12 protein-coding genes and 1 tRNA gene are annotated in these 19,462 nt (G+C 41.7%); 7 read left to right on the plus strand and 6 right to left on the minus strand.

Annotated elements, in window-relative coordinates:
- Nucleotides 1-39: 39 nt before the first annotated feature.
- Nucleotides 40-111 (minus strand) — tRNA-Arg (locus tag ACH30E_RS03955).
- 137 nt (nucleotides 112-248) lie between these two features.
- Between ACH30E_RS03955 and ACH30E_RS03960 the strand changes: the two genes are divergently transcribed.
- The 3 genes from ACH30E_RS03960 (at nucleotide 249) to ACH30E_RS03970 (ending at nucleotide 2,068) form a co-directional block, all read left to right on the plus strand.
- On the plus strand, nucleotides 249-701 hold the full coding sequence (locus ACH30E_RS03960; RefSeq protein ID WP_490823727.1) for a VOC family protein: 453 nt from the start codon (nucleotides 249-251) through the stop codon (nucleotides 699-701).
- 108 nt (nucleotides 702-809) lie between these two features.
- Nucleotides 810-1,463, plus strand: coding sequence for a tetratricopeptide repeat protein (locus ACH30E_RS03965; protein WP_294994668.1), 654 nt, complete (start codon nucleotides 810-812; stop codon nucleotides 1,461-1,463).
- A 116-nt stretch (nucleotides 1,464-1,579) separates the two neighbouring features.
- Nucleotides 1,580-2,068, plus strand: coding sequence for a GNAT family N-acetyltransferase (locus ACH30E_RS03970; RefSeq protein WP_490823728.1), 489 nt, complete (start codon nucleotides 1,580-1,582; stop codon nucleotides 2,066-2,068).
- Between the two features lie 142 nt (nucleotides 2,069-2,210).
- Here ACH30E_RS03970 and ACH30E_RS03975 read toward each other — a convergent pair whose 3' ends face one another.
- The 3 genes from ACH30E_RS03975 to ACH30E_RS03985 form a co-directional block, all read right to left on the minus strand.
- Nucleotides 2,211-3,767 carry a S10 family peptidase gene (locus tag ACH30E_RS03975; protein WP_490823729.1) on the minus strand — a complete coding sequence of 519 codons (1,557 nt, stop codon included), beginning with the start codon at nucleotides 3,765-3,767 and terminating at the stop codon, nucleotides 2,211-2,213.
- A gap of 258 nt (nucleotides 3,768-4,025) precedes the next feature.
- The gene (locus ACH30E_RS03980; RefSeq protein WP_490823730.1) at nucleotides 4,026-4,898 is read right to left on the minus strand and encodes a hypothetical protein; all 873 of its coding nucleotides are present in this window, start codon (nucleotides 4,896-4,898) and stop codon (nucleotides 4,026-4,028) included.
- A gap of 21 nt (nucleotides 4,899-4,919) precedes the next feature.
- Entirely contained in the window at nucleotides 4,920-9,482 is a 4,563-nt protein-coding gene (locus tag ACH30E_RS03985; RefSeq protein ID WP_490823731.1) for an FG-GAP-like repeat-containing protein, read from the minus strand.
- A 317-nt stretch (nucleotides 9,483-9,799) separates the two neighbouring features.
- Here ACH30E_RS03985 and ACH30E_RS03990 point away from each other — a divergent pair, with 317 nt between their 5' ends.
- The gene (locus tag ACH30E_RS03990; protein ID WP_294994659.1) at nucleotides 9,800-10,006 is read left to right on the plus strand and encodes a YgaP family membrane protein; all 207 of its coding nucleotides are present in this window, start codon (nucleotides 9,800-9,802) and stop codon (nucleotides 10,004-10,006) included.
- Between the two features lie 216 nt (nucleotides 10,007-10,222).
- Nucleotides 10,223-12,631: a TonB-dependent receptor gene (locus tag ACH30E_RS03995; RefSeq protein ID WP_490823732.1), complete on the plus strand. Its 2,409-nt coding sequence runs from the start codon at nucleotides 10,223-10,225 to the stop codon at nucleotides 12,629-12,631.
- 77 nt (nucleotides 12,632-12,708) lie between these two features.
- On the opposite strand, the gene ACH30E_RS04000 is transcribed toward ACH30E_RS03995, so the two are convergent.
- Nucleotides 12,709-13,146, minus strand: coding sequence for a hypothetical protein (locus ACH30E_RS04000; RefSeq protein WP_294994655.1), 438 nt, complete (start codon nucleotides 13,144-13,146; stop codon nucleotides 12,709-12,711).
- A gap of 214 nt (nucleotides 13,147-13,360) precedes the next feature.
- Nucleotides 13,361-14,401, minus strand: coding sequence for a phosphoribosylglycinamide formyltransferase (gene purN, locus ACH30E_RS04005; protein ID WP_490823733.1), 1,041 nt, complete (start codon nucleotides 14,399-14,401; stop codon nucleotides 13,361-13,363).
- A 321-nt stretch (nucleotides 14,402-14,722) separates the two neighbouring features.
- Here purN and ACH30E_RS04010 point away from each other — a divergent pair, with 321 nt between their 5' ends.
- Together ACH30E_RS04010 and ACH30E_RS04015 are read left to right on the plus strand one after the other, a co-directional pair.
- A complete protein-coding gene (locus ACH30E_RS04010) occupies nucleotides 14,723-15,982 on the plus strand; it encodes a c-type cytochrome (RefSeq protein WP_490823734.1) in 1,260 nt (419 codons plus the stop codon).
- Nucleotides 15,983-16,226: 244 nt separating this feature from the next.
- Entirely contained in the window at nucleotides 16,227-19,337 is a 3,111-nt protein-coding gene (locus ACH30E_RS04015) for a TAT-variant-translocated molybdopterin oxidoreductase (RefSeq protein WP_490823735.1), read from the plus strand.
- The last annotated feature ends 125 nt before the right edge of the window (nucleotides 19,338-19,462 follow it).

Genomic DNA, 19,462 nt, shown 5'->3' on the forward strand with positions numbered 1-19,462 from the left:
AAAAAAGCCCGCCTTCGCTTTTCAGCTTCGGCGGGCGGGTAGTCCCGACAGGAATCGAACCTGTATCTAAAGTTTAGGAAACTTCTATTCTATCCATTGAACTACGGGACCGGTGAAATGAGGAACAGAGGAATAAGGAATAAGAAATGTCCAAAATCCAATGTCTGATTTCTCGGAGGGCAAAAATAGGGGATTCGGCATTTTGGAAAGCAGGAAAAAGGGTATTTTAGTAAAACAAGCCCAGCCTTATGCAAAAAGCACTGTTATGCCTGCTAATTTTGTGCGGAACTTTACAGACTATGGCACAAACTGATAAACCAGCAATTCAACTGAATCATATAGCCCTTTATGTGACCGATTTACAAAAGGCAGCCAGCTTTTACCGTGATGTAATAGGTCTCGATAGCATTCCCGAACCCTTTAAAATTGGTAAACATGCCTGGTTTAAAATAGGTCCAGCAATGTCGCTGCATATTATTGTCGGCGCACCAGAAAAGAAAGAATACTATAAAAGCAACCATATCTGTTTCAGTGTAGGCAATATCAACCAGTTTATTATCCGGCTCAAACAGTACGGTATTATACATGAAGACTCCGCCGGCACTCCCGGCGCCATCACCAACCGTGTAGACGGCGTACACCAGATCTGGTTCCGCGATCCGGATGGGTATTGGATTGAGGTTAATGACGCGAAGGAGTAATGGCTGATGTCGGATGTCGGATGTCTGATTTAGGTTTCCATTCAAATCCGACATCAGCGATCAGACATCCGCCATTTCTTTCTATCTTTGCCCCTCTCAAAACAGTCTATGAAATTTTATAATATTATTATTAAATACCGTTTCTGGCTCAGTTTGGTGCTGATTGCGGGTGGGGTTGCTTTGAATATGACAGGAACCGGGTTTTGGCCTACATTTCCTATCTATTTCGTTGCACTGATTGGTTTACTAAGTCATTTTTTTATTGGTCCATTGCGCCTGATTCAGGAACCGATGGAATCGGGTAATGTAGAAGAGGTAGAAAAAATATTAAATGGTATCTGGTTTCCGGGACTGCTTTATAAACCTGTACGCTCTACCTACTATACTATCAAGGGTAACCTGGCCATGATGAAACAGGATTTCGACTCAGCCGAAAAACACCTGAAGAAAAGTACCGACCTGGGCTCGCCTATGCCCGAGGCAGAAGGTGCCAATAAATTGCAACTAGGTATGATGGCCATGCAAAAAGGCGATCTGAAACAAGGTGAAAGCTATATCCGTGCCGCTATCCGTGCCGGTATTCCCGATAAAGAAAGTGAAGCCGTTGCCTATCTCACCATGTGCCAGATATTCATGAACAAAAGAGAATTCCGCGCCGCCAAAGATTTCTTCCGCAAAGCCAAAGCCTGCAAACCAACCACCAAACAAGTGGTAGATCAGATTAAGGAAGTGGAGAAATATATTTCGAGGGTACCGGGGTAGAAATGGCTGATGTCTGATCTCTGATGTCGGATTTGATTTTTTGATTTATTCATAGGAATAATTCAAAATTCAAAAACCAAAATTCAAAAATCAAAGATCAAAAAATCAAAGATTAAATGCTTCGTATCATAAAAATACAGTCAGGAGATGCCGCATTGGAAACCGTGCGGCAGCTTTTTTTGGAGTATGCAGAGGAACTGCAGGAAAACCTGTGCTTTCAGAGCTTTGACGCAGAAGTAAAAGATCCGTTGAAAAAATATGGTCCGCCGAAAGGCGCTATTTTTCTTGCTTACTGGAATGAAGAAGCAGTAGGTTGTATTGCACTACAACCATTGGATGTCGAAGGTGTTTGTGAGATGAAAAGGTTGTATGTAAAACCGGCATTCAGAAAATATGGTATTGGTCGCGCCCTCGTTGAGCAACTGCTCGATGCTGCTAAAACAATCGGCTACACAAAAATGCGTCTCGACACCCTCGACCGCCTTCAACCCGCCATAAAACTCTACGAACAATACGGGTTTAAAGTAATCAATGCGTACTATGAAAATCCACTGCCTGGGGTGGTTTACATGGAGTGTGAATTGTCAATTGTCAATTGTGAATAGGGTTGTGGTCGTTGGCAAATAGTGAGTAGTGGGCTTAAAAAAATAAGAATTTTGTTTCCCACTACTCACTCCTTCCTAAATTCACAATTCACTATTGACAATTCACAAATCTGCGATCTGCCATCTGATATCAAAAAATCTCCTAATACTTCGCCGGTGTTCCTGGCTTAGCAATACTATTTTTAATAAACTTCCTCAGGTTCTCATTACTCGTGGCAAGGTCTTCTTTGCGGAGGTACATCATGTGTCCGCTCCGGTAACCTTCCCAGCTCATACGGTCTTTTAAACGGCCGCTGGGGTCCATCTGCCATAAATTGTACTGCGCATTGAAATAATCACAGGCACCATCATAATAGCCAGACTGTACCAATACATGAAGGAATGGATTTTCAGCCATAGCGGTACGTAGGTTGTCACCTGTACGGTCGTTGGTACGATCCCATGGGTTAACGGGTCCGAATACATAGTAACGCAGATCGGTTTTGTATTTCAGTTCTTCTCTTAAATACATATTGATGGCTGGCGCAAAAGAATGTTCCCAAGACAATAATTCTGAATTGTAGTCGGGCGATTCACCTGCATCTTTTTTATCGATGCCTTTATAACGAGAATCGAGTCGTCCAACGGTAAAACCTTCTTCACGTAATAATTCTTTCCAGAATAAATTAGTAGATACATCGAGGTTGTTTTGCAGGATCACTTTTTCATTGATGCCAGAAAAGCGGGCCATCTTAGCGGCAATGGTTTTGCGTTCCTGATCGCCTAGTAAAAAACCTTTGTTGATGGCAGGTATCAGTTCATTCATGGTAAACTGCTCAACTTCTGGTAGCATGGCGGTGAGGTCTTTCTTCTGTAAATCGGCAGGTAATTTTTTGTGGTACCACGCGGTGGCTGCATAATAAGGCAGGCGTAAAGCTGCTGCTTCTCTCGGACTACGCTCAATTCCTAATGTGGTAGGTGATACGAGGATTACACCATTCAAAAACATCCAGTGTGCATTCTGCAGTTCCAGTGCAAGACCAGATACACGTGTGGTACCATAGCTTTCACCAATTAAAAACTTAGGTGAAGCCCAGCGGTTCATGCGGGTAACAAAAGTGTTGATCCATTCAGCAAGGTATTGTACATCGGCACGTACACCGAAGAAACGGGTAGTAGGAATTTCTTTGCTGATGGGGCGTGAGAAGCCGGTGTTTACAGGGTCTACATAAACTATATCTGCAACGTCTAATATAGAATGTGGATTGTCTTTCATGCCATAAGGCTGAACTGGATATCCTTCATCATCTACATTCAGGATACGTGGACCGGTATAACCAATCTGCATCCATAAAGCTGCTGTACCCGGACCACCATTGAATGATATCACCAGTGGACGTGTAGCTTTATCTTTTACATCGGTACGTTCATAATAGGTGAAGAACACACCAGCTTCAATTTTTCCGTCCTTATCCCAAACAGGCATGGTACCAACAGTTGTTTTATAAGGCACACGTGCACCTTTAATGGTGGCCTCATGTTCTGATGTTACCGTGGCATCAGGATTGAATGGAATGTTGAATTGCGCTAATTTGGGGTCAGTAGATCCCAACGAAGGTGCTGCACCTGGTGCACCACTCTGATTACCACCAGTTGGTCTTTGTGCGGTTAGTCCGGCAGTAATACATAAGGCAACAATCGCAAGCGTTAGTTTTTTCATAATAGCAGAAGATTGGGTAATGAATAAAGCCGAATATAGTTTTAACTGCTAAAACATCCATGTAAAATCGGTTATTCGGATAAAAAGTGGGATGAACCCGGTTAGGTGCATCCCTCTTTTATTGTTTGTGTAAAAATTACGTATTCAATTATCCTAAACACAAATCACCCTACATATTTTATCTCCTATCGTTCTAAATCCCCTTAAAAAATTTCGAAATTCATCATTTGAAATTCAATATTCATTATTCTCCGCTGTTTATTTACATGAATACGCGAACTGCGTTTTGCCATAGAAAATAGCCATGCCTTGTTGTAAATCGCCACTGGCAGTTACACTTTGTATATAGCCATCTGTATTAAAACTATAAGCACTGAAATTGGTGGTCCAGGTATCAAGTACATTATTGTTGATAGGGTTGTAAATTTTAGTTACAACCTGTGTCATAGGACGCGCCGGTTTATTACCAAAGTTTAAAGCCGAGGAATAGAGATAGCTTTCAAACGCATCGGGGAAAGCATATACCCAGTTTTTTGCTGTAGCGGTAGCATCGTAAGATAAATCAGATTCCAGTATTTTCTGGTTGCTGTTACCTGTAACTGTTACAAGGCATTTGGTAAGCAGGTTGTCTGTGTATGTGTAGGTAGTGGTATAATAAGAAGTGGCTGAGTTGTTGATGTATTGGTTTTTAGTACTCAGGTAACCATTGTTGTTGTACACATACTCGTAGCGATAAACATCTGATTGCGCTGGGTTGCTGACGTCTGCAAGGGTAACAAATGTTTTAACCCTTTTATTGGCATCCAGTTTAATGTATTGGTACTGATCTAAACGAATTGAATCGGTACTTGCATACACAAAATTGGCTTCCGATAGTTTCTTATTACCCAAACTGTCGAAAAGCACAAAAGCAGTTACTTCATTACTTGCATTAAGTGTAAGTGACAAAGCGAAATCTGGTTTACTACCGGTATTAGCCTGCGTAATACCAGACAAGTAACAGGTTTTGGGTGTAGGTGTAGGCGGCGGGTTTGGTGTTGGCGGATTGGGTGTTGGGGCATCACCTTTTTTACATGCTACAAATAATAAGGATGATGCGATAAACAACGTATATAATGTTGATACTTTCATGGTTTGTGCTTGGTTTATCAGTTACTGTAATACAATGGGTTGGGTTTTAACTTCTCCGTTTATTTCTACACGCACAAACGCAGACCCTTTATAAGTGCTGATGGTAACTGGTATTTTTATTTCCCTTCCAAAGAATATAAACTTATTGGTTTGTACCAATACTACCCCGCCTGCATCGGTAACTGTTACGCGTGCAACAACATTCGTTGTTCTTGGCAGGCTTACAACCACATTAAAGAAACCGCCGGTTACAGGGTTTGGAAATATGCGTACAGTTGAAGTGTCTGTTGTGCTGATTCTTGGTAAAAGCACAATCGGAAAATCAACAGAAGCATCCCAACATAATTTGTCGTTACTGGTTTCTACCCGGTAGAAGCCAACCTTGCGTGCAATCAGTGTGTTGCTGGTATCCGTATTGTTGGTACGCAGGTTATTGTAGTACCACCTGTAATGTGGTGCACTGGTACTAACCAGGATAGAGTCGCTGGTGAGTCCGAGTGAAGGCGTAGTATTGGTATTTCTTACAAAGTTGGTTGTATTAGAAACAATCGATAAACAGCTGGCAATATTACCAACACGCACACTTATTTTCTGTGTACTGCCAATACGGATTGTTTTACTGGTATCTCCATTACTCCAGCGGAACAAAGCATAATTGTTTCCATTGGTGGTAGAAAGTGTAAGTGAATCTTTATAGCAGAACAAGCTACTGTCAATGGTAATGTTATTGATAACAGGTTTGAAATAAACAGCCGAATCGCAAACACTGGCTGTTAATGCCAGATTAACTGTATTGCCATTTATTGTGCTGTGTTTCAGTGTATCATTAAACACGCCCAGTGTTGAATCGTTTTTATAACGCACATAAATAGTAGTACTGTCGATCCTGTTTTTAATGGGACTCAATGATAGTTGTTGGCCATAACCTGAGCCCGAACTAAGCGAAACCTGGTATTTAGCAGGCGCTATTACCTGAATATCGCCTTGTAGATACCTGCCACTTACTTTATAACTCTGTGAAGCAGTGGTTATTGTTTTAATCGCATTAAAACTAAGCGGCTGGTTAATATTGTTGAGTGTGATGATCGGTTGATTGAAAGTAAAACCTGCAATAGAATCATTACCGTTTGCATGACGTACCGTAATAAAGCCTGATTTTCCTTTACCCACCACTGCGCGGATTAATGAGTCGGTCACAACCTGGAAGCTAAGCGCAGCAGAGTCGCCAAAGCTTACAGCAATGGCATTGTTAAAATGGTATCCGTTGATGTTGATGGTATCGCCATAACCACCATTGGCTGGAGTAAACGACAATATTTTTGGAACAGGCAGGTAAGTGAATCCGCCCAGGGTATCGGTTCCATATGGATTGCTTACGCTGACAAGGCCGGACGGAACAGCTTTTTGTATCACAAAACGAAGCAGTGTATCGGAAACTTCTGTAAAGTTCATTTCAACACCCCCTGCCTTTACAGAGCTCACCCTTGTGAAATTGCTACCTTTTACTACAACCGTATCCAGTCTTTTGGCAATTACAGGAAGGAAAGAGACAATTTTCGGCACCCTGACTTTATTGCGTAATACCGCAATATTACCAGACTGGTTATTTGCAGTAATTATTTCTGGCATACCATCGCCATTGATATCGGAACCGTATACTGATGCCGGATCAATTGATACATTAAAAGTTGTTTTATTCCCAAAAGCAAATCCGTTAGATGTGCTTTTATTGGGATAAACAGCAACTGAATTTGAGTCTCTGTTAGGAACAAACAGGTCTGGTTTCCCATCACCATCAATATCTGCAAAGCTGAAACTTCCCGGATTGGCTGTTGTTGGCAGCATCAGTAAGCTGTCGAGTTTTATGGAATCAAGCGTACTGCTATTTTTATATAGGTAGATATTGGCTGAGCCTGTGAAACCGAATGCAAGGTCAGGTTTTCCATCTACATCGATATCTGCCGTAATGGTTTTGAGTGGCAGGGCTGAACCAATCTGGAAGTTCTTGGATATGCCGAACGATACATTGATGCTGTCTGATGTGTTTTGCAGAATACGGATACCAGTATTGCCACCGTTTGAAAAAGTAGTAACAATATCTGCTTTACCATCGCCATTCATATCAGCCATGCTGATATAGTCTGCACGGAAAGGAATGAGGTTAATGGTTTTCGCAGCAGCAAATCCAAAGTTGCCGTTGGCACCAGTGTTTAAGAAATAATGGATCAGTGAACTGTTACCTGAAATAGCAAGCAGATCTGCTTTGCCATCGTTATTAATATCCCTTACAAATACACTGAGCACTCCATTGCCTACAGTAGAATCGAATTTGGCACCAAATGTAATAGCACTGTCTGTGCTGGTATTTGGAAATATCGAGATGGTACTGCTGTTGCCACCGTTCATGTTGGTGATGATGATTTCTTTTTTACCGTCGCCATTCAAATCGCCTGTTGCAAGTCCGAACGTACCTGGTCCGCCTGCCAGTAAAGTTGGTGCAGGAAAAGAGTCGTAGGTACTTGCTGATTTATTACGGAATATAGAAACCTGATTACTTGCCTGGTTGGTTACAATGATTTCGGGTTTGCCATCATTATCCAGGTCTTCTGTAATAACCGACCTAGGGCCACCACCACCAGTAGTGAAATACTTAGCATCAGCAAATGAACTGGCGTTAATAATTTTCGTATCGGCAGATATAGCAGTTACAATGAATGGAGTATTAGAACTGGCGCTTAAGCCACCGGTAATTACTGTAATAGGTTCGTAGCTGGCAGATGCCGGAACGGTTACAACAAGCTGTGTACTGCTTGCAGTAACAACGGATGCCCTTACCGCCCCGAAGTACACAATGTTTTTGGTAGTGGTGTCATTGAAATTTTTGCCCAGAATGGTTACAGAAGAACCTGCAGGTCCTGCTTTTGGTGAGAAGGAACTGATGACAGGAATCTTGTTCCCAGTTGAAGTTGTAGTAGTGTCATTATTGGTGGATGCAGCAGAACGGTAGAAGCTGAGTTCGTATCCGAGTCCGCTGCTGCCAACAACTATATCTGCACCACCATCGTTGTTAAAATCGGTAATGCCAAGGGCAGCGGGATTTACATGTGTAGTTAGATTTCCTTTTGGAACAAATGATCCGGCGGAAATTGTTCCTGTGCTGCTTTTGTTTTCTAAGATTGAAATGAGGTTACTGCCACTCAGCGAAACGGCGATGTCTGGCTTGCCATTACCTGTAAGATCAAAGAGGGCGAGCGAAGAAGGACCCGTACTAACATCAATGCTAACTTGTGAATCGAATGAAGATGCATTTAATAGTCCCTGGTCAATTTTGTTACGTGAAATTAGTAATTGGTTGGTGCTGAAGTTTAGTACAAGTATTTCCGGTTTGCCATCAGCATCAAGATCCTCAGCATAAATTTTTGATGTTGGCGAAAAGCCGGATTTGAAAGACACAATATTGGCAAATGAACTTGAATTCAGTTGACCGGTAGCAGCTGAATTTGCGAAAATGTAGATAGAAGAATCTGAACCAAGTCCTAATAGATCGCCTTTATTGTCTCCATTCAAATCGGCAACAGTAAATGATTTTAGTGGAACTGGGCTACTGATAGGAATGCGTGTACTAAAACTGTTGTTATCCAGTATACCATTTGATGAAGTGTTTTTAAACGCGATAATTTTTGCTGTTATATTATTAATTGTTAATACGGTCATCTGTGTGATGATATCCTGCTTACCGTCTTTATCGAGATCATTAATAAAAACCTGAAACCCTATTTGTTTATAGTCTGTAGAAGCTGCATTGCCAATAATGATTTCAGTAAATTGCTGGAAACTGATTGAGTCTGCTGTGGAAGTATTTTTCAGCAAAATAATATGTAAGGAGTCTAGCCACGAAGTTGCGAACACCAGATCAAGTTTGCCGTCCCCATTTAAATCGCCGTATGCAGTTGCAAGGATACGTCTGTTGGTATTTGTGTTGAGGTCTTTATGATTAAAACTTGGTGTAGAAGCACCCGTATCGACTTTATTGTTTTTTAGAATTTTGTATAATCCTGACTGTGGATCTGTTGCAACTATGTCAACATATCCATCGTTATTGAAGTCGGCAATGGCAAGGTTCTCCGGAATTAAAGTGGTCGATATATTTGTTCTCGTACTAAACAGAGAAGCGTTTGTAGAATCTTTTTTATCATAATAAGGCACGAAAGAACGGGAACTGTAAGCTGTCAGTTTGTTTACTGCAACACTTATTTTACTGACGGTTGCAGCTTTAGGGATGGTTACGGTGAGTACTGTATCATTGGCGTTTATAATAGCTGCTTTAACAGGGCCGATATACACAAACCTGTTGGAATCTGCAGCTGTAAATCCCGATCCTCTAATGGTTAATGTAGATCCTGCTTTTCCCGATAAGGGTGAGAAAGAGTTGATACTGGGTTGTGCAACAACAAATAGACTGGTAACCAGTAATAATAAGAGTAGTGTATAATGTTTGCGCATATATAGGTTTAACTCATGGGTTATTGGAAATCCGATATTGGTAAAATCTTGTTGCTCCGTTTCAGCTAAGTCGTAAACCATTCTGAAAATTCGTTAGCATAGTATTACTAGTCGCACTAACGGAGACTTTATTTTCCTAGGGGGTAGGCGTATGCCGAGCAAATTGCGGCATGACGGACACGAAAATAGGAGATAAATGAGATTAAAATTCCATGTATCAAAAAAAAATATGAAATGGGGAAGCTGTGTGACAAAAGTCATAAAAATCATCCCCAAAGCTTTATACCTTGTAATATGAAAACCCAGTGGCTACGACTTATATTAGCTTGTGCGGTATGTATAACCCTTATATGGCTAGTCGTAAACTGGATAAAAAACCGTTAACTCAAACCAACTATATGAAAACAAACATGGGAAATGTCGACCGGATCATTCGCGTACTACTTGCTATTGTAGCCGCTGTTTTGTATTTCACCGGAACCGTAACTGGTACCTGGGGTATGGTATTGCTGGTATTAGGCGGCGTGTTTCTGGCTGTATCAGCCATCGGCTTTTGTCCGCTGTACGCCATTTTTGGATTAAATACTTGTGGGAATAAGAAATAGGAAATAAGGAATAAGAAATAAGGAATAAGAAAGTGGGGTTTTGCTTCGTACCCATATTTCCTTCGTTTATGTAATAATACGACAAAGGGTTTCTACTCTGCTTTCCTTATATCATTAATATACCACAATGGTATAGGTTTCTGCTATCCTGGCTTGGGCTGAAGCGATATTTGCTTTATTTTTCTATATCAAGGATCGAATAAGCAATCGTAATTCATGAACCCAGGCAAATTAGTTTTATGTTTAGTTGTGCTGCTAAGCACGGCTGGTGTTGCTGCACAGAAAGCCAGTATTATTGTAAAAGTGTCAGACGAAAAACAACTACCCATTGAAGGGGCGGTGGTTGAGCTATTGGAACAGGGTAAAAAAATACGCGCCGTTATCAGTAAAAAAAACGGAGAAGCTTTATTCGATCAAACTGCCGCAGGTACTTATGAAATTTCAGCATCATTCACTGGTTTTGAATCACAATTGTCCAGGCAGGTTAAACTAAGCGGATCAGATGTATACATTGACCTCACACTAAAATCCAGTGTATCTGAACTGGCACAGGTAACGGTACAATCTTCCAAGCCATTTATTCAGCGTGAGCAAGGTAAGCTGGTAGTTAATCCGGAAGCATCGCCTACCAATAATGGTACAACTGTTGTTGAACTGTTGGAGAAATCACCAGGTGTTATGATCGACCGTAACAACGGTATTAGCCTGCGTAACAAATCGGGAGTGCTGGTGTTGATTGATGATAAACCTACCTATTTACAAGGTGCCGATTTAATCAGCCTGCTGTCTTCCATGAACACATCTCAGGTAGAAAAAATAGAACTCATTACTAGTCCCTCTGCCAAATACGATGCAGCAGGTAATTCGGGTATCATCAATATCAAAACCAAAAAGATTAAACAGATTGGGTTTAACGGAACCCTTACTATGGCTGCGGCAATGGGTATGCGTCCGCGTACCAATAACTCACTTTTACTTAACTACAGAAAGAATAAGTGGAGTCATTATTTCTCATACGGTATCAACTATGCCAAAACAAGAATGCCGATCTATGCACTACGTACCTATTTTGATGCAGCAAGAACGCCCATCGCCATTCTTGAACAACCCACTTTTTTCAACAATACCAACCTCAACAATACCATTAAATACGGTACCGAATTTGCTGCAACAGATAAACTCACTTTTATTTTCTCTTTCTCTGGTTCACTCATCAATCGGAAGTCAAGGAATACTGCTACGGCCGATTGGTTATCACCTTCCAGAACAATAGACTCATCTATCTACACAGCATCTAATTCAGAGAACAGGTTTACAACAGGTGCCATCAGTATCGGGTCGAGACATAAACTTTCCAAAACACAACAGTTGACCATTGATGCCGATGCAGCTCGATACGATTTAAACAACGAACAATATTTTCAGAGCGAAAGGCCGGGTGCGCAGGGTTATACCATTGGTACACTTGGTAATATTCCTTCCTTCATCAAAATATTTTCTGCAAACAGCAACTATACACAGGAAATTGGCAGAGATGGAAAACTGGAAGCAGGCGTTAAAACTTCGAAGATCGATACCGATAACGATGCGGGTTATGCCATTAGCATCAACAACGGCTTATGGCGCCCGGACTATGCCAAGAGTAACCATTTTGTGTATGGTGAAAAAATACATGCGGCTTATGGTATGTACGAGCAGAAGTTTAAAAAGCTGACAGTGCAGGCTGGTTTGCGTTATGAATACACGCATTACGACGCACATCAGTTAGGAAATGTGGTGGTGAAAGATTCTTCATTCAGTCGTAATTACGATGGGTTCTTTCCATCGGGTTTTGTTACCTGGGAGGCAGATTCAATACACACTTTTTCTTTATCGATAGGTCGCCGTATCGATCGTCCTAATTTTCAAAGGCTAAACCCATTTGTAAACATTATCAATAAATACACACTCGAAAGAGGCAATCCTTTTTTCAGGCCGCAGTTTACCTGGAACTTTGAACTGTCGCACCAGTATAAGCAATTGCTGCATACGACATTCTCTTATTCACTCATCAAAGATTATTTCTCTCAGTTATTCCTGACTGATCCCGATGGTATTCTGGTATATACTCAGGGTAATGTTGGCCGTATGCACAATTATACTTTTTCTACCATGTTAACTACTAAGCCAGCCAAATGGTGGTCGTTGAATACAGAAGCTATTTATACTTATAAAAAACTGATTGGTTATGTGTGGAACAACTATCGTTCCGATATTTCACAGCTTACGCTGAATATGAACAGCCAGTTCCGCATCAGTAAAAAAATCAATGGAGAAATATCGGGATCATATACCGGAAGATCAAGGAATGATTTGCAGGAACTCTTGTATCCATTCGGGCAATTACACCTGGGCTTTTCGATGCCGGTGATGAAAAACAGTGGAACGCTGCGTTTTTCTGCCCGTGATATTTTTAAAACAAACTGGATGGAAGGGCTGACCGATTTTAAAGATGCGGAAGAATACTTCATCGTACGCCGCGACAGCCGTGTATTCACCCTTTCATTCTCCTATCGTTTTGGTAAAACAGGCAAAGCCGCCCGCCAAAAAACAGCCACAGAAGAAATGCGCAGGGTGGAACTGTAGGAAATAAGAAATAAGAAATAAGGAAGTGGAATACTCCTTTACTTTCTCATTTCATATTTCTTATTCCTTATTTATAATCACCCCCAAACATCCGGGTGCTTTGCAAAGTAGGGTAGCAGAAAGCAGCCGGAAATGCCGGTGATGATTTCGATGCCGAGGGTTAGTCCTCTTGCGCTTGCGGGCAATGGATCGCCGGTGGGCATCATATTAGGACCGAGGGGAATAAACGCAACGATGGCAACGAGGCAAATACAAAGCAGGGTATAAAGCACAGCTCCTTTCTTCAGGTATTCTACCATAGCCGCATATACAATACCTGCTGCCACCAGCGTTGGAATGGTAAAGTAGATGATGGAATTAATGTTTACCCATTCTGCAAATTCATATCCCGTAACCTTTCGGTAAATAAGATCGAATGCCAGGTTGATAACGGTGGTGCCAATGCCTACAAATAAGCCACCTAAAATACCGCGGGTAGCTAAACTGTAGTGATAGGGGGAAGTTCCGGTTTCCATCTCGATAAGGTTTTAAGGTTAATGAATAACACGATACCTGATGCGATCGGGAAAAAGCCTGACGATAATAAGACCTGAGTGTCTATAAATTTAAGCAATTTTTTTGAGGTATGCAATAGGGTGAGAGTCCGGGGTCCGGAAGTCGGAGAGACCGAAAGACTGCTTAGTCCTAATAAGCTGATCTGATTTATTATTGAAGTATAAATATTATTATCTAACTCACTCCAGACTTTCCGACTTCCGGACTTCCGGACTCCCCCCTCAAAACCACCTGCTCCACCACCTCCGGAAAATACTGGTGTTCGAGGGCATGAATTTTTTGGGCGAGGGTTTCGGGGGTATCATTGGCGGTTATTTCGCAACGGGCCTGGAAAATGTGTTCACCTTCATCGAAGTGCTCATTTACATAATGTATGGTAATGCCGCTTTCTTTTTCACCTGCAGCAATAACAGCTTCATGTACATGCATGCCGTACATGCCTTTACCCCCATATTTAGGAAGCAGGGCGGGATGTATATTAATAATCCGGTCGGGAAATGCTTCTATCAGCGCATGAGGTACTTTCCATAGAAAGCCGGCCAGTACTATAAAGTCGATACCACCCCGGTGTTTTATTTCATCTACATAAGCGTTTCCACGGAAGAAGCGCTCTTTTTCAATCATTAATACCGGAACCTGGTTATGGGCAGCAATCTGAATAACTCCAGCCCCTGGTTTATTACAAACCACGAGTGCAACGGCTATTTTAGGATGATTCTTTAAATGGGCGATGATTTTGGCGGCATTTGTTCCCGCCCCGGAAGCAAACAGCGCAATTTTGATTTGAGGATGTCGGATGTCGGATGTCGGATTTGGGTTTATTTCTGATACTTTAGTCCCAACTCCCCCCAGATTTCCCATTTCCTGTTCCCTATTTCCTATTTCATATTCCTTATTACCCTGACTATTCACCATTAACAATTCACCATTAACTTTTCTCATCCCTGCAATCCTACGCCATATTTTTGCCAGGTAATTCTGGAAAAAAGGGAATTGTCCCATAGGAATACTTACAATTAGTACTGAGATGGGCCAAATTAAGGTAACCAGCAGTATATAAATAACATAGTATAATAAACCCTTATCTATTTGGGTAAATACCATCAATCGTTTGCCTGCATAGCCACAAAGACTGCCTCCGAGGGCAAAAGTGGAGAAAACGAGTGCGAATCGGGGCCAGCTTAAACCCCATTTTTCTTTCAGGCGACGAAACATGCCCCAAAAATGCGATAAAAAGAGCAGGAAAATTTCATCTTGTCGTTTTTTTGCCACTGATTGCACAGAAGATCACAGAAATGATTTTCGTTTTCAGTGCAATTCTGTGCTTTCAGTGGCATTTTCCTATTGCATCTGCATATTTCTATAATTCGTTTAAAAAGTATGACATTCGTCATGTCTTATTTTCACCAATCCGCTGAAACCCAAGCCAGATAAGGATAAAAAAAATTCTACAAGGTTTGGTTTTTGTCAGCATCGTGTCATATTTTTGCAGCCGTTCACGGATATTTTTCCACACCAAGAACCACGTTTGTGAATATGATATCTTTTAGACGCATAACCAAGACCTGTCTGCTCAGTGCACTCCTTTTCTTGGGTTTTTCAACAGTGAATACAGTTTCCGCGCAAGATGGTAAAGCCCTCTTTACTACTAACTGTGCATCCTGTCACCAGGTACATAAAGCTTCTACTGGTCCGGCACTTGCGGGTGTGGAGGATCGTTGGCCCAATAAAGCCAATCTCTATTCCTGGATCAGGAATAGTGCCGCTTTCCTGAAAACAGGAGACAAGTATGCAAATGACCTGTATAATCAATACAATAAAGTAGCGATGAACCAGTTTCCTAGTCTGACAGACGATGAAATTGGTGCAATACTAAAGTATATCGGATCAGTTCCTGCTCCAGGTGCGGCTGGCGCTGCTGGTGCTGCTGCCCCAGGCGCTGAAGCTGCTGCTGAAAGCGACAATACTTTGTTGTTTGGTATCCTCACCCTGATCCTCGCAGTTGTTGCCCTGATCTTATTGCAAGTAAATGCCAACCTGAAAAAACTGGCAGACGAGCGTGAAGGTCATGCAGCAATTGAGCCTGTTCCTTTCTGGAGAAATAAGAGCTATATCGCCATGATTACTGTAGTGCTATTCGTAGTTGGTGGTTATCTTACTTCTAAAGGTGCGATGGCATTGGGTCGTAGTAAAGACTACCAGCCAGAACAGCCAATCTACTATTCTCACAAAGTACACGCAGGAATCAACCAGATCAACTGTCAGTACTGTCATACCGGTGTTTACCAGGGCAAACAGGCAACCATTCCATCTGTGAATGTTTGTATGAACTGTCATATGTCTATCAATGAATATGCTGGCGAAAAGATTTACAATGAAAGCGGCGAAGAAGTAAACGGTACTGCTGAGATCCAGAAATTATACAAATACGCAGGCTTTGAACCCGGTAAACCCTGGGATCCTTCAAAAGCCAAACCAATTGAGTGGGTTCGTATTCACAACCTGCCCGACCACGTTTACTTTAACCACTCACAACACGTGAAAGCAGGTAAAGTAGAATGTCAGACCTGTCATGGTGAGATCCAGAAAATGGGAGAGGTAAAACAATTTACCGACCTGAGCATGGGCTGGTGTATCAACTGTCACCGCGAAACACAGGTACAGTTTAAAGACAATGGTTTCTACAGCATTTACGAGAAATACCACCAGGACCTGAAGAGCGGAAAAATGGATAGCACCAAGGGTGTTACCGTAGAAGCGATTGGAGGAACAGAGTGTCAGAAATGCCATTATTAATTTGAAAATTTGAGCATTTGAAAATTTGAAAATGAAAGCAATTCAGATTTTCAAAACCTTCGGTTTTTAAAATAATAATCATTAAATAAGCAGTGAAAAATGAAGATTGTGGGTTGAAAATTTTCAAATTTTCAAATTCTCAAATTTTCAAATTGAAATATTGAAATTGTAACGAAAGAAAATCTGTTTAAGCGGAAAAATCCATTTCCAAATTTTCAAATTTTCAAATTTTCAAATTAACAAGATGGAAAAAAAGTACTGGCAAAGTTTTGGAGAGCTGAATCAGTCTGAGGCTTACAATAAAGAGGTTAAAGACGAGTTTAAGGAAGAACTGCCTTTTGTAGCTGATGAAAGTAAAAGCTTCATGGAAACGGCTGCTCCAAGGAGAGATTTCCTGAAATACCTGGGCTTCAGCACCGCGGCTGCTGCAGTAGCTGCAAGTTGCGAAATGCCGGTTAAAAAAGCCATCCCTTTTGCCAATAAACCTGAAGATATTGTTCCGGGTGTATCTAATTACTATGCAACTACCTATGTACAGGATGGTGATGTAGTTAGTGTACTGGCGAAAGTTCGTGATGGTCGTCCAATTAAAATAGAAGGTAATGACCTTAGTCCAATCACTGCAGGTGGTACATCTGCACGTGTTCAGGCTTCGGTTCTTGATTTATACAATACAGCCCGTTTACGTTTTCCAACCTTAGATGGTAAAGAAGTTCCATTTGCAACCATTGATAAAGTAGTAGCAGATGGTCTTGGCGGAAATGTTGTGTTATTAACAAGCACAGTTACTTCTCCATCAACCAAAGCGGTAATTGCTGAGTTTCTTGCCAAATATCCTGGTAGCCGTCACGTAACGTATGATGCCGTTTCTTACAGTGCAATGTTACTGGCCAATGAAGCTACTTATGGTGTACGCGCTATTCCATCTTACCGTTTTGATAATGCAAAAGCAATCGTTAGCCTTGGTGCCGATTTCCTTGGAACATGGTTGAGCCCGGTTGAATTTGCAAAGCAATATGCTACAGGAAAGAGAATCGACGAGAAGAACCCATCAATGAGCAAGCATATTCATTTCGAATCTGTAGCTTCTCTTACTGGTTCTAATGCCGATGAAAAATATTTACACCGCCCTTCTGAAACGTCTGCTATAGCTGCTGCTTTATTAAGCGCTGTAAACGGACAAGGTGTTACTGGTATCAGCGATGCAAAACTGAAAACTGGTATTGAAAAAGCTGCCAAAGCATTGAATGAGCATAAAGGTGCAGCATTAGTAGTAGCCGGTAGCAACGATGTAAATGTTCAAATCATTGTTAATGCCATCAATAATGCTATCGGAGCAGGTGGATCTACTATTAACTGGGGTGTACTTGATCATCAGCGTGCAGGTGTAGACGCAGATTTTGCGAAACTGGTTGAAGATATGAATGCAGGCGCAGTGAGCACATTGTTGATTTATGGTGCCAACCCTGCTTACTCATGGTACGATGCAGAGAAATTCAAAGCAGGACTTAAAAAAGTTAAAACAACTGTTTCTTTTGCTACAGTAGTAGATGAAACTGCTGAACTCTGTAAAGTAGTTATTCCTGATCATCATTACCTTGAAAGCTGGGGTGATGCTGAAGCAAAAACTGGACATTTCTCTTTCATCCAGCCTACTATTTATCCATTATTTAAAACCCGTCAGTGGCAAGATAGCCTGCTGAAATGGAGTGGTAATACAAATGATTACCTCGCTTACCTGAAAAATTTCTGGAGTGCAAAACTGGGCGGACAGTCTGGTTGGGATAAAGCACTTCAGGATGGTGTGATAAGCATTGGAGAATCTGCAACTAAGCCAGGAACCTTTAACGGTGCTGCGGTAGGTGCTGCAGTTGCTGCTGCGACTTCAGGTAAAAAAGGCGGCAAATACGAACTGGTACTGTATGAAAAAGTAGGTATCGGTGCTGGTCAGGGTGCTGCTAACCCATGGTTACAGGAATTACCAGATCCGGTTACACGTGCAACATGGGATAACTATGTTATCGTATCTCCTGCACTTGCAAGAACCATTTTAGATATCGACCTGAACAACGGTGGTCAGGCGGATGCTTATGAAGTAAATCCTCCGAAGAAAGTTGTGAAAGTTACCGCCAACGGTAAAGAAATTTCACTGCCTGTATTGATTATTCCAGGTACACATCCTGATACCATCGGTATCGCTGTAGGATATGGCCGTAGTAATAAAATTGGTAAAGCTGCTGATGGTGTAGGTAAAAATGCCTTCCCAATGGCTACACTCAGCAATGGTGCTGTAAGCTTTAGCAATAGCAGTGTTGAGATTGCCGTAACAGGTGAAAAATACCCGGTTGCCTTAACGCAAACACATAATCGTTACGATACCACACAAGGTAACCGTACCGAAGTAATGAAAGAACTTACTCTGGCTGACTATAAAAAACATCCGACTGAAATACGTGATGAGCGTGAACATGAATTAAAACCATGGGGTGGTCTGGAGAAGTTTGAAAGTCAGGGTACCATTTATCCAGTATACGACAGACCAGGTATTAAATGGGGAATGAGCGTAGACCTGAATACCTGTACCGGTTGCGGTGCCTGCGTAGTTGCTTGTAACGCAGAAAACAACGTTTCTGTTGTAGGTAAGCCGGAAGTATTACGTGGTCATGAAATGCACTGGTTGCGTATTGATAAATATTTCAGTGGTGATATGGATAACCCGAATGTGGTGTTCCAACCCCTGATGTGTCAGCACTGTGATAATGCACCTTGTGAAAACGTTTGTCCGGTTGCAGCTACCAACCACAGTTCTGAAGGTATTAACCAGATGACTTATAACCGTTGTATCGGTACAAGGTATTGTGCGAACAACTGTCCTTATAAAGTACGTCGTTTCAACTGGGCTGATTATACCGGTGCAGACAGCTTCGGAAATAACCAGGAAGGTCATGTAAATGATGTGGTATTGGATATGAATGACGACCTCACACGTATGGTACTGAATCCGGATGTAACAGTTCGTTCACGTGGTGTGATTGAAAAATGTTCATTCTGTGTACAGCGTTTACAGGAAAGTAAGTTGAAAGCGAAAAAAGAAAGCAGACCAATTGTTGACAGCGACATTAAAGTAGCATGTCAGCAGGCTTGTCCTACAAACGCAATCACTTTCGGTAATGCAAATGATAAACATAGTGCTATTACCATGGTGAGAACAGAGAATCCAAACCGTCAGTTCTATGTACTGGAACAACTGCACGTATTACCTGGTGTTACTTACTTAGCAAAAGTGCGTAACACAGAATCGGCACATGGCGAGGAAGGAAAGCATGAGGCGAAAAAAGAAGCAGAACACGCTTAAAGTGAGTAGTGAATAGTGAACGGTGAATGGTCAATAGATTCACTATTCACCATTGACCATTCACCTTGACAAAAGTTACAATAAACGCATGAGCCACTAATCATGGCCCATGGACCAAAATAAGA

The organism is Sediminibacterium sp. FW305-C-61, from assembly GCF_058231065.1.